Source organism: Sphaerisporangium sp. NPDC088356 (assembly GCF_040685555.1).
Classification (GTDB): Bacteria; Actinomycetota; Actinomycetes; order Streptosporangiales; family Streptosporangiaceae; genus Sphaerisporangium.
In genome coordinates, this window is sequence record NZ_JBFBIK010000163.1 from 1 (window position 1) to 12,839 (window position 12,839).

The following is a 12,839-nucleotide window of genomic DNA, read 5'->3' on the forward strand; positions in this document are numbered from 1 at the left end:
AAGCTGACACAGAATTAGACCAGCTCAACTGCCTTGATCAAATTGACAGGTTCCGAGAAGGGCGACGACAAGCCGGACAAGTTGCCCGAGAACGTCGCCGACTTCGAGCTGTACTGGGCAGCTCGGTGGGGCGTGATCAGCGCTGAAGCTCGCGCATCTTCGTTCGGGCAGCGCGCAGCTTCTCGTACGCCCTCCTAGCCTTCTCAGCCTCAGCGCGGCCGTTGTACCAGGACGCTTGAAGCCTTGGGAACCATGAGCCGATCTTGTCAGGGTTCTTGAAGAGGTACACCACCGCAGAAGCGACGCCTGCGCTGCTTGTAGCGCCCACAAGCAGCTCCATCGTGAGTGGCGAATTCATCGAGATGCGGCTTACCACGATGGTGGTACTAGTGGCCTCGCCCCTACGTGCTCGCACGAGCCCATCGAGGAAGCTTCCCAGAAGCACTCTGGCCGCCTCCTGAACTTGGGCGACCCAAGCAGACACTGCGCCCAATATGAAGCCAAGCTGTGACTCCGTCTCCCTGGCTGCTAAACCAATAGCTACCGCGTCGACGAAGTCTTCCACCGCCTTCATCAGGTCCAGGACTTCGTCCAGCGTAGGCAGGTCGCGGACCGCCTCATGGCCCTGCGGACTTTCGATCACTACTTCAAGCATGCTCTCGGTGCGGGTGCGCCCACCTGCGAATAACTCCGTCACAACTTGCAAATCGTAGTGCCTTCGGCACTAGGGCGTGATGTCCTGTGCAGACGGGCAATCTCCCCGAAGAAGTCGATATCCGACCAGGTCTCTGGGCTACCAAATCCTGCGATGGGGCGAGAAGATCTGGTCCATCCGGACGGCGAGAACGCCGGCTTCATCGACGGACCGGCAGGCCACGTCCTGTTCAAACCCGCTGGGCAGCCGCCCAAGGAAGACCAGCAAGCCGAACGGCAATGAACCGGCGCGCCGATGCGCAGGGAGAGGACAGGGCGTCACCTTACGGCGCCGGGATTCCACTGCGAGGGCTACAGCCCGGCTACAGGGTTGTCGGTCCAGCGGTCGCCCTCTTCGAGATAGCCGAGCAGCGCGCGGGAGCCGTCGGCCCATCCACCGTGGCGGCCGATTCTTTCCAGGTTGGCGCCAGCACGGCGGGCAGCAGTGGCGAATCCCCGCCGCAGTGAGTGACCGGTCCACTGCCCTTCCAGCCCAGTGACTTCCGCGATGCGCGTCACCACGTCGGCGGCGGCCGTGGGGGTCAGACGGCCAGACGGGTCACCGATGGGAAGACCCTTGCGCGTCATGGGCGGAGCCACGCGGCCGTGCCGGTCGATGCGCACAAGCAGCGGTCCACTGGTCCGGCCTTCCTCGGCCATCGCGGCGAGTAGCTCACGCACAGCGCGGACGGGGCAGGTGCTCGGTACGCGACCGTAGGGAACGGCCGTCTCGGTGAACGCCTTGATCTTGCGCCGGTAGATGGTGACGATCAGCCCCTCAGGCGTCTCGACTACATCGGCGATGTCGAGCGCGGCCAGCTCGGAAACGCGAGCGGCGCATGCATAGCCGAGCAGCAGCAGGACGGCGTCGCGCTTACCAGACAAGGCGGTCCGATTGAGGGTCGCGAGCATGATGCGCAGCGTCTCGGGCACTGCCGGCTCAGCCTTGCGCGGCCGAGCTGCCGGGTCGTGGGCCTGCGCCAGGCGGTCACGGTAGCCGGACAGTACCTTGCGTGCGGCCTTGGTCTGCGGCGGTTCAACATCGGCAGCGTTGTGCATCGTGCGGATCGCGGCCAACGCGCGTTCAATGCTCGGCGGGGAGAGCGGACGGCCTGTCCGCGTCGAGGGAGCCATCGTCAGATGGGTGACGTACTCGGTGACGGTCTGACTGGTGGCGGGCAGCGGTACGCGGCCGTTCTCAGCGCTCCAGGCGGTGAACGCGGTCCAGTCGGTGTTGTAGGCACGGCGCGTGGAGGCGGGCATGCCCGCGGCGATGGCTGCACGGGCGGCTGGGCTGAGGGTGTGGTCGACGGTGGTGTGAACGGGGGCTGCGGGCCGGTTGTCGAGGGTGGTCACCGGGTTCCTCTCACGTCGATCCAAGATCATGCCTGACTTGTGAGAAGGAACATTATCAGGAGCCAGATGTTTGGCGATCTTCCGGTGCACTCCTACAGAACACGATCGGGACACGATGGCAACGAACGGCTCGGCATGTGGTCCCTGGTGTGCACCGGCAAGAGGCCACAATGGAGCCCACCCCTCGTGCCTGGATGGAACCGGCAGCTCACCTTGATCGAGTCCCGCATCCCATCGCCGCAATGAAGCCTAGCTCTTAAGCCGAGATGGAACAGTTCGTCCAGGCCCCGCCCGCCACAATGAAGCCCGGCGCTTGAGCCGGGATGGAAGATTCGGGCCAGCACCATTGGTGTCCTGGATTTTGCCGCAATGAGGCCCTGTCTCTGAGCCGGGATGGAACGGCGATCGAGGAAGGTCTCGACAAGCTTCTCGAAAAGCCGCAATGCAACCCCGACCGCGAAGCCGGGATGGAAGTCACCAGGTATAGCGCAGTGCCGGTGATTCCGCCGCCGCAATGAAGCGCGACGCTTGAGCTGGAATCGAACAAGTCACCGTCAACGCCGGGAACGCGGACGTGGTGGCGCCGCAATGAAGCCCGGTCTTGGAACCGGGATGGAACCCCACGCCGATGGCGACCGAGCGGTACGGCATCGGGCCGCAATGAAACCCGGCCTCGAAGCCGGGATGGAACCGCAGAAGACTGGTAGCACCCCAACGCCACGGACCTGCCGCAATGAAGCCCAGCCCGGAGGCCGGGATGGAACAGGGCAGAAGTGGGTCAAGGGAGTCCAGGAGGCCAAGCCACAATGAAGCACGGCATGGAAGCCGGGATGGGAGGCGCCAGACCTATGACCAGTGACTTGGTGTCCAGGCCGCCGCAATGAAGCCCGACCCTTGAGCCGGGATGAAACCTTCGATCCACTCGTCAGTGAGGATCTCCTGGTAAGTGCCGCAATGAAGCCCAGCCGTTGAGCTGGGATGAAATTCGGCGATCGACGCCCGCCGAGTCCTATACCAGCGGCCGCAATGACGCCCGGATGAAACTCCCCGACGACGAGGTAGTCACCCAGCGCACCGTGTCCACGTCGCAATGAAGCCCGGCACTGAAGCCGGGGAGGGAACACCGGTTAGTTCGACTGGGCCGCCGTCGTCTCCTGGCCACAATGAGGCCCCGCGGTGGGGGGTAGGGCTGCGTAGGCAGCGGGATACTGGTGATGCGTGAGCCGCAATGAGGCCTGGCTGAGCCGGGACGGAGTTCCGTTCACCCTGGCGCAGTCCTACCCGTAGGGCATGCAGCAATGACGCCCCGCCCTCAGGCCGGGATTGAACCGACCCTCAACACGAGGACGGGTGCTATGGCGCTAACGCCGCAATGAGGCCCGGCATCGAGGCCGGGTGAAACATCCGCGGGATCATCGACCGTGAACTGATCGACGGCGTACCGCAATGGGGACCGGTGCTGCGGCCGGATAGACCCTGGTCATGGCGTATGGATACGCCCTCGGCGTGTGGCCGCCGCAATGAAGCCCGGCCCTGGAGCCGGGATGGAACAGGTACCCTTCGCCGGCCTTCTTCCCGGTGTCGTAGCCGCAATGATGCCCGATCTTGGAACCGGGATTGAGCGATCTCCTTGTCCCGGTCTTCCCGCCGTCCTCCTGGTAGAGGTGGCCACAATGAAGCCCGCCCATTGAGCCGGGATGGAACGCTCGGACCCCAGCCCACTACCTGATCGGCAAGGTCGCGCTGCAATGAAGCCCGGCCAGAAACCGAGATGGAGCAAGAGCAGAAATCCGTACGTGCCAGCGGGAACATCGCCGCGATGAAGCCCGGCTGGAAGCCGGGATGGAACTCGTTCGTGTACGTCGGCTGGCCTGCCCCGAGCTTGCCGCAATGAAGCCCGATCTTGGAGCCGGAATGGAACAGGGCAACCACATCTACAACGGACTGGTCGACACCAGCCCGCAATGATGCCCGGCCTCTGGGGCCGGGTGAAACCGCCGAAGAACTCGCCGTGATCATCCCGATCCCGGAGCCGCAATGGGGCCCGGCCTTGGCGGGGGTGAAACGGTTCGCGATCTGGGAGGACAACTGAGAGTATCCGTTGAGGTACGACAGGGCTGGCTGGATTGTCCGTGAAACGGGTCGGTTGGGGTTAGGGACCTCCCAGGGAAAGCGTGTGGATATGAGGTTCCGAACTGAGCGCGGCGGCATGATCCAAGGAACTCGCACTGTTCAGTTTTCAAGTGGCAGCGAGCGTCAGTAAACTGCTTTAAATAGGCCGAGTCCGAAGTGCGAGAGATGTCCGAGTGAGATGGGTCCCTCGACGGGTTCAGCGAACTCCAGCTCAAGACCGTAACCGGGGCGCGTCTCAGCGGATCTCTTGCCGCGCCACCTCTGCCGGGTGAAGCCGACGAAGCTGGAGTCAGGTTTCTCCTTCACCACGACATCCGGGACGGCTTGTCTGCGGTAGGCCAGTTCCCGGACCACCTCGTCGTGAAGGTAAGTGGCTGGCGTTTGGCGGGGCTTGCGGTGGCGAGAGGGCACGAAGGGCGTGATGGACTTCCAGCGACGCGAACGGTGGTTCCACTCGGTAGGCAAGAGGGACTCATCGCCGGATGCGGTAAGGAGCATTTGGAGATCGCGTGGTCCGGTTACCCCTTCCGGCACCCCTACGCTCCGCCTGGTTACGGTGTCCAGCGCGTGGACTTCGTGTGCGGAAAGACCACCGGGAGTCCACACGATGACTTCGTCGATGCACCCGTCACCGTTGCTGTCGAAGGGCAGGAAATGGGCGTGGCGATGTGCATCACCCATCGGTGTCCCATCGGCGGATTTCCCCGCGAGCAGGCTGTCCGACATCCCACCTCGGCGGGTGAGAACCTTGATGCAGGCGCCGCGCAGGGCATCCATCAGCGGAACCGCGTGTCCCATCGGCGGCTGCACGATTCCGCTTACCGCCAGCCGCACTACGGTGAACTTCCCTTGCACATGGCGCACGGGCCGGGACGCCCGAGATGGCGTCGGTACCGCGTAGGAGATCTTTCTGGATCCGGGCGGAAAGAGCAGCTTGTTGGCGCGCACGTCGACCGGACGGGCGATCAGCGCGTCCAAATCGAGCGGTAAGTCCGGGGATAGAAGGTCCGCCAGCTCGTGGTTGCTGCTGAGGGCTTCGTCGTCCATGCCGATCGGCTCAGCCTGCCGATGCCCGGTCGCTTCCTTCGGCAGGCGGTCCAGCACCTCGACGTCACACGTGGAGTCAGCCCGGCCGATGTAGGGCATCGACTTGGCCAACCTTGCCAGAGCATCCGACTGCTCAGGGTCGAGATCGATCGGCCAGATGGCGTAGATGGTCTGGTTGCCATCGAGAACAGCGAAGGCGTCCACAGCCTTATCGACACTCACGGACCCACTGCGATGTTTGCTGTCGGGGTAGTAGTGCCGAGAGTGGGCGATCCGATAGGGCGGGATCATGTACGACGGCGGGATGGCGAGCCGGCCCAGCAGTCCGTGAACGACGCGAGCATCCAATTCGGGTGCCCGCAGCTGCCAAACCGAGTACAGACCGCGCAGCAAACGCCACGGTGACGGTGGCACTTCCACCGCTCCTTCGTTGACGTAGCGCCCCCAGGGGGTGGCGTGATACCGCCCCCAGGGGAAATGCATGGCCAGGACGACAGCCATGTCAGCCCTTCCACAGCACGGTGATCGGTTCAGCACCGAGGCCTTCGGCCGCGATCAGCTCGGCGATCCGTGTCTGAAGTTCCGCCTGCTGCGGCAGTTCCTTCGGCTCTTCGGTGACTTCCAGGTCGCAGGCCGTGCGAAGCCGGAGCCCGCGGGACAGGAGCGTACGGATCTCCCACTGGGCAATGAGCACCAGCAGCTCGGTGACCGCAGCGCCCAGGCCGTAGGACGTAAGCAGGTCGACGTCCACGACAAACATGGCCTTGATCTCCCCAGCCGTCCATTCGACCCGATGGAAGGGAACCGAGCCGTAACCCTCGCTGGTGCCGCCGCCCTCTCCGAGCTGGTGGCGCACGTGGTCGGCCTTACGGCCGCCGCTGATCACCTCTCGCACGTCGTGCGCTTCGATGACGGCGGACACCGCCCGTGTGAACCTTGGCTGGCCGAGCCATTCCTTGCGGCTGAAGAAGATCCCGTGGAGCAGGCAGAACGGGTCAAGCTCCAGCAGAGCATGTGCCATGCGGGGATAGTTGAGAGGCGTGTCCTTGACCAGCCCGAGCCGGTCCCGGATGACCTCCACCATGGGCTTGCCATCCAAGGTCGTGGCTTCACGGACGAACGCTGATGCCAGCCTGTGGGCTTCCTCGCGGCTGGAGGTGAGGTACTCCTCCGGGTTGTCCTTACGGTGCACACGCACGTACGGCAGTGCCTCGATCAGGCCGACGGGCCGGTGCGAACCGCGATCCCAGGCCATCCCCTCCAGGCGGTTGACCATCGACTGGACCGACTCGACGAGCAGGCTGTCGCCGCCCTTGGCACGCTGGAACTTGGCTGAGCCGATGTCGGGGAAATTGGTGGCCTGAAAGGTCGACCCGAGCACGGGCTGGAGGTCGGCCGAGTAGCGCAGACGTGGCTGGTCCAGGGGGGTCACGCGGGTACTCCTTGCTGTTCGGGGAGGTCATGACGTTTGGTTTCGGCGACGCAGATCCGCGTCAGCGATCTCTCTCGGTCAAGCTGGGTCATGGCAAGCAGAAGGACCGCAGAGAGCCGCGTCCCGTCTGCATGTGATGTGGGCACGACTCGTACTCGCGGGTCCAGTCCGGCGATCCGCAGCCGGCGCATGGCGTCTGCGGACACCGCATTGACGCCCCTGGCGGCCATCCGGGAGATCCAATCCGGTTGCGGCGCGAGCCGTACGGGACGGTTCTGCTGTTCTCCGCTCTGCCGGTCGCGCACCCGGACGGTGAGATCACCGGTGCTGAAGAAGGGCACAAACAGCGACAGCCCCCAGTCAGGCACCAGGGGACCAATCTGTGGCCAAGCCGCCTCCGTGCGGGAGCGGCACCCGAGGGCCAGCAGCCCGCGCAGGTAGTCGGCCACGAGATCGTCCCGCGATGGATCGGCCATGAACTGGCCAATCAGACTGATCGGGAGTCGCTGCCCATAGTCGAAGGCCGTCTGGACGCCACGCACCGCGCTGTCCTCGCTGTTCACGCTGAGCCGGTTGTCTTGGGCCTTGATGACGCGGATCCGGTGCGCTTGGGCGAGTGCTCGCACCAGCGTTGCTCCGAACAGGTCGACGCCGCACCCAGGAGCGTCCTGCCAGGCTCTGCCGTCGGATCGCGTGAGCAACGCTCGGATGTCCGGTCCGGCGGCTCTGGGATTGTCGTGCAGGGTAGCGAATCCGGCGGCAAGCCACAGCTCCTCCCGGCCCTCACTGAGATGTTCTAGTGCCTTGAGCCAGTCAGGTTGGGAGTCTCTCACGGTATAGGGCTTGACCTGTGATCGCAGCTGGCGGGATCGTCCGACGAGTTCGTGCAGGCGGCCGAATTCGATCATGAATTTGGCGAGCGCACTGACCCCGTCACCCGCGGCGAAGGCGAAGAGTTCACGTTCGACCCGGCGCAGCGCGGTGGCCACAGCATTGGTAGGCCCTGCCCGCCGCACCTGCTCCAGCCACGTGTAGGGCTGGCGGAGTAGCGCTTCATCCGGGCGGGACGCAACCTTGATCTTTCCGGCGTGGATCGCCAGAGGGTTCTGCCCCAGACGTTCGGCGATCACGAAGCGGTGAAAACCGGTCAGACCTCGATCCACCCCGAGCGTGGCCAGGGCCATCGCGAACTCCAGCCCAGAGGACGCTTGCTTGTGCCGCCACTGCGCCCGCCCCTCCCCGATCAGCTGGGCCACTTCGCCAGCCCCCGCGGGCTGGTCCCACAGCGGCACCCACTGCTCACCCTTGACTGACTCGTACTCGGCTGCGCTGCCGTGGCCAAGAGGTGTCGAGTGGGTGAAGAAGGGCTTGGCCTCCCAGGATCTGCCGGTCCCGTTGCGGCGTACCGCCGCGCTGGCGAACAGCAGCGTCCCTTCCATGACCAGCACGAAAGACCACGGGTTGGCGAAGCCGTCTCCCTTTTCGTCAGCGGCCGAGTGGATCCCTCCGGCCCGGCTTGGGTCGTACTGGCCGACGGTGTCTCGCAGGTAGGCGACATCTTCCCGGCCCAGTAGCGCGGCCTCGGCCCAGTTGCGGCTTTCAGCCGGTTTAGATTTGACTCCCATGAGCCTCAGTAGGCGTTCGTAATAGGTCGCCGACAGGTCTTGTCGGCCGAAGTTGCCGCCCGTCCCGGCAAGGGCGTTGAAGGCCAGGTCGTCGAGTGTCAGCGTGACCGCGACATCCAGCCAGGGCAGCGCCTCGTCAGGAAGAAGCGCCCGGCAGAGCTTGACCACGTCGATTTTGCGATCCTTGGCCCATAACTCGTCCTTGCTGCCTCCCCATCCGCGGCGACGTCCTTCCGCCACGATCTGCTCGCTCTTCACGATGGCCTCGCGCAGCAGGCGGAAACGGTCATCTTCGGCGTCTCGGACGCTGGCCAAGGCATGTTCAGCGCTGCGACTCTTACCGTTGCCTGCGAACCCGGAGCCAGAGTTCCACGGCGACACGATCGGAGCGGGCACGTACGCCTGCACCAGCCATGTGAACAGCTCCTCCTCGCTCAGCACGGTGTCGAGCGAGGCAACATCACCTCGCCAGTGCAACCGAGCTTGGGGGTCGATCTGTCCCGCGACCGCCCTAAGCAGGCCGAGTGCCTGCAGGTAGCCGGCCAGCACGTCCGCACGGCAGCCGTACAGCTTAATCCGGTTCATTTGCCCTCCCGGTACGCCTTGCTGACCCTCATGTCGGCGATGCGCACGAGCGCCTCCAGATACGGCAGCCGGAACGGTCCCAAATCCTGACGATCGCGAAGCCCCACCGCCCTGGCCGTCCAGGAGTCGCCCTCCCCTGCGCCCATCCGGAGCGACGACGTCGACAGGGTTAGAGGGCCGACGTGCTCGCGCTGCGTCGGCTCAAGCGCGGGAGTACGGTCTCCTTCCGCCACCCCGAGCACCAGCGGCGGATTCCTCAAGGCTTCATCCCTGACGGAGCGAACACTCATCCGCACCTTGCCGTGGTGAGCGGCCACCAGATACACGATCAAGTCCCGTTCCTGCTGACCATCCAGCAACCGGCAGTCGGGATGTGTCAGCATCAACGCGCTGACCAGCTCATGCCGCAGGTACCTGCGCGAATACCGTGGGCCGGAGTTGGGTGACTTCGCCAGAAGCCCGGCTGGTGGATTCGGGCCCGATTTCCTGAGCGTCTCTTGAAACACCTCATGGCACTTGCCCAGGTCGTGGTAGCGCCCCGCGAGAGCCGCCGCAGTGATCTGCGCCGCAGCGAGGCCAGGTAATGGCAGTTCGTCGGCGATCAGAGTGACCTCTGCTTCCACATCCTCTAGGTGCTGGGAAAGCCCCACCCATGGCTGCCCGTGCGACAAGGCGTCGTCGCCGATGGCATCGCCATCTCGCTCACCCGAAAGCTCCCCCGTGTCCGTTTCGGCAAGCGCGACTGGCTCAACTGGGACGCGACTCGCCGGAGCCCAGCCCAGCATGGCGTCGTAACCCCCAGCGGACGCATCAGCGATCACCACAGCACCGGGCACGATGTCTGGCCGCGAAGCCCAGCGCCAGTTTCCCGTGACGCGGTCTTTCACCCAGACCCGGCACACGCCACTGTCGGGAACGGCCAGCTTCTTCACATCGGCGATCGACGCCGGGCACAGCTCGTCGCGGGAAGGCTGTAGCTCATCCTCAGCCGGTCGGCCTCCACTGGAGGACCAATCCCGCCACGCAACGAAAACGCCGTTGTCGTCGCCATCCCGGATCCACGGGCTTACGTCGATGTCCGCGCCCGTGAGGTCCGGCATTGTGTCGAACAGCTGCAGCAGATCCCTGCGCCGCAGTACGGCATGCAGCTCGGGCATCTGCTTAACCGGATGCCGCTGCAGTTGCGTAGATGTGACCGCGCAGCCCTCCAGCTCACCGAGCGCCACCGTCGCGTCGTCCACGTCGTCCTGCTTGTAGGGCGCTGCCGGATTGCGCCCGTGCGGCGGAAGACCCCATAGGAGCGATGTCGCGCCGTACTCTCCACTGCGGTTGCACCGACCGGCCCGCTGCACGATCGAACTCCACGGCGCTGCCTCGGTAAACAACGTCCTGGAGGAGATGTCGATCCCCGCCTCAAGGACTTGCGTACTGATCACGATCCTTCCTGCCTCGGGTGGGTCGGCCGTGACCAACTCCATCAACTTTCTGCGTTCCGGCGGCCGGAAGTGAGAGTGAATCAACACCACGTCAGCCTCTGAGGTCGCTTTCCGGATCGCCTCACACAGCGCATTGGCACGCTCCACGGTGTTCAGCACCGCGATCAGCCGGGTGCCTGGCCGGTGCCGTTCAAGGAGCGCCTGGGCCAGGACGCTGGGGTACGTTTTGGAGTCCGCCGGAAGATCAAGCCGCTCGACTGTCCTAGTCGCATTCAGCCTCTTCGCCAATGCGCCTGCCCGGTCCTCCGCCGACAGCTCGACCGTCCGCAGACCGGTCACATCGTGGTCGACGGTGGCCAGCCCGTCCTCCGCAAGAGTTGCTGACATCCACATCGTCTTCGTCGGCGATGCCGTGCCTAGCTTGTCCCTTAACCCCTGAAGTTGAGCACTCGTGGGAAGCGCCGGCCCAAGCAGCTGAGTCTCATCGAAGACCCACTGAGTGTCCGAATGAAGAAGCGCGTAGGAGATGGGCCACCTCGACCGTGTCTCCGCGTATCCCCTCATCAAGGCACGACTCAAGACCATGTCTTGCGTGCCGATGAGAATGGCACGCTTGCCCGGCGCCAACTGCCAGGCGTCATCTTGCCGACCGGCCCCGCCCATCAGGACCTGAAGGACCACCTCGTCCTCGTCGCTGACCTCCTCAGGGGCGCGAGAGGCGCGTTTACCCAGGTTTAAGAGCCACCCCGCCACCTCGCGAGCCGTTTGCTCCACCAAAGTCCGCAGCGGCAGCACGTAAACCAGCCGCGAAGGTGTGACCTCGGAGAACGAATACGTACGCCACAGCCACGGCAGCACAGCCGCCAGCGTCTTCCCCGCCCCCGTCGGCATCCGCAACAGATCCGGCAACCCGTCTTGAGCGAGGCTGGCTTGGTAGGTGTAGGGCGCCCACGCTTCGCCCACCGCACGCGAGACGAACTCGCTGAACGCTTCTACGTGTCGGTCATCACGCATGAGACCCTCCTTGAGGGCACACTGAGGTTTCAGTGAAATCCACGAAGGATTCGCAACCTAGCGGCTCCCACCGACAATCGCGACGGGCACGCGGCAACATCCCCTAGGGTGGAGTTCTCTACGTCGCAGGCGTAGCTCGATTGCGGCCAGTGAATGCGACTCAGTTGATCATTGGGCCGAACATCTCCGGTATCAGTGATTTCGAATACCGGCCCCACTGCGTGGATGCCCCGAGCAGGGCATCCACGTCATGTGTACGTCATGGGCTGCTGAATGCGACCTGCCAACCCGGGTATCCCTGGATGACCCTTAGAACGATCACTAGCACGATGACGTACAGGACTACCTCCCTGAGGTCGGCGATCCCACGCCCGGGCGCACTCTTTGACATGCAACCTCCTGCTGGATTAAGGGGGTGGCCGTCCGCAGGCCCCCGAGTCTTCCGCGTGCGGCGTAGTCACCATAGCCAGGACGATCTGCCTTCGTCCCCACAACTACAAACTTGGTAGCTGAGTCTCATTCACTGTAAGCAGTACGGCAGCTATGAGATCCACTGCCTAGGCCGGGGTCGAGCACCGGCCTCCCACCATCGACCGTGAAGCCGTGGGAGCCGCAATAAGGCATCGGCGCTGAGACCGGGATGGAGCAACGACGGCAGCCGAGCTGATCGCCAGCGACTGGAGGCCGGGATGAAACTCCAGCAAGATCGACGCAGCGGCGATCTACCGGGCGCCGCAATGAAGCCGGTGCTAAGGCCGGGTACGGAACCAAGAACGGCGCTTGCGACATCTTGGTCGCCACCTGGCCGCAATGAAGTCCGGCACTGAGGCCGGGATAGAACAGCGGCGCCCCATGGCACCTGAGCGAGAGTGCTACGACCTGCAATGAAACCGGCCCCGAGGGCAGGATGAATCCGCCACCCGAGGGCGTGCACGGCTAGTACGCGCCGCTGCCGCAATGAAAGCCCGGCGCTAAGGCCGGGATAGAACCTGCTCCAGCAGCCAGATCAGCCGATAGCTCAGCTTGCCACAATGAGGCCCGGCCCTGAGGCGGGGATGGAACTGCGGTGCGGTCGGCCGAACCGCCATCCGCCCGAGCTGCCGCAATAAGGCCCGACACTGAGGCCGGGACGGAACAATCATGGTCATTGGCCTCATAGTGGGCGCCCATCCAGCCGCAATGAGGCCGGGAAACCTGCCCTGCAGTGCCTGCTTGAAGTCGGCATCGTCGCCGCAATGAGGCCCGGCGCGCAGGCCGGGATGGAACGCGGGAAGGCCGGCGTCCAGCGCACCACCAAGCAGGTGCCGCAATGAGGCCCAGCCATGAGACCACATAGAAGTCGTGCCCAAATGGCCGTCGAAATCCTGCGTCATGTCCCCGCAATGAGGCCCGGCCCTGAGGCCGGAATGGAACAGCAGCTCAGCGGCTCAAGATTGAGCAGCTCCAGGCGCCGCAATGAGGCCCTGAGGTGCTCCAGAGATTCCGGACATACCGCCCGATAGGGTGGTAATAGTCCGA

At 64.5% G+C, this 12,839-nt stretch carries 7 protein-coding genes; 1 reads left to right on the top strand and 6 read right to left on the bottom strand.

Annotation, left to right across the window (positions count from 1 at the left end; all coding sequences use genetic code 11):
- Positions 1 to 136: 136 nt before the first annotated feature.
- Both AB0O34_RS33900 and AB0O34_RS33905 read right to left on the bottom strand, forming a co-directional pair.
- Positions 137 to 655 (bottom strand): hypothetical protein, encoded by a 519-nt coding sequence (locus AB0O34_RS33900; protein ID WP_363922566.1) that lies wholly within the window; start codon positions 653 to 655, stop codon positions 137 to 139.
- Between the two features lie 350 nt (positions 656 to 1,005).
- Positions 1,006 to 2,049: a tyrosine-type recombinase/integrase gene (locus AB0O34_RS33905; protein WP_363922568.1), complete on the bottom strand. Its 1,044-nt coding sequence runs from the start codon at positions 2,047 to 2,049 to the stop codon at positions 1,006 to 1,008.
- A gap of 1,842 nt (positions 2,050 to 3,891) precedes the next feature.
- Between AB0O34_RS33905 and AB0O34_RS33910 the strand changes: the two genes are divergently transcribed.
- The gene (locus AB0O34_RS33910; protein WP_363922570.1) at positions 3,892 to 4,017 is read left to right on the top strand and encodes a hypothetical protein; all 126 of its coding nucleotides are present in this window, start codon (positions 3,892 to 3,894) and stop codon (positions 4,015 to 4,017) included.
- 288 nt (positions 4,018 to 4,305) lie between these two features.
- Here the strand turns inward: AB0O34_RS33910 and csb2 are convergent, their stop codons facing one another.
- The 4 genes from csb2 to cas3 are packed head-to-tail and all read right to left on the bottom strand — an operon-like array spanning position 4,306 to position 11,321.
- Entirely contained in the window at positions 4,306 to 5,730 is a 1,425-nt protein-coding gene (gene csb2, locus AB0O34_RS33915) for a type I-U CRISPR-associated protein Csb2 (RefSeq protein ID WP_363922572.1), read from the bottom strand.
- A gap of 1 nt (position 5,731) precedes the next feature.
- Positions 5,732 to 6,661, bottom strand: a complete 930-nt coding sequence (cas7u, locus tag AB0O34_RS33920) for a type I-U CRISPR-associated RAMP protein Csb1/Cas7u (RefSeq protein ID WP_363922574.1) — start codon at positions 6,659 to 6,661, stop codon at positions 5,732 to 5,734.
- Positions 6,658 to 8,871, bottom strand: coding sequence for a type I-U CRISPR-associated protein Csx17 (csx17, locus tag AB0O34_RS33925; RefSeq protein ID WP_363922576.1), 2,214 nt, complete (start codon positions 8,869 to 8,871; stop codon positions 6,658 to 6,660). Before csx17 ends, cas7u begins: the two co-directional genes overlap by 4 nt.
- Positions 8,868 to 11,321 (bottom strand): CRISPR-associated helicase Cas3', encoded by a 2,454-nt coding sequence (gene cas3 / locus AB0O34_RS33930; RefSeq protein ID WP_363922578.1) that lies wholly within the window; start codon positions 11,319 to 11,321, stop codon positions 8,868 to 8,870. The genes csx17 and cas3 overlap by 4 nt, the downstream gene beginning before the upstream one ends.
- Between the last annotated feature and the right edge of the window lie 1,518 nt (positions 11,322 to 12,839).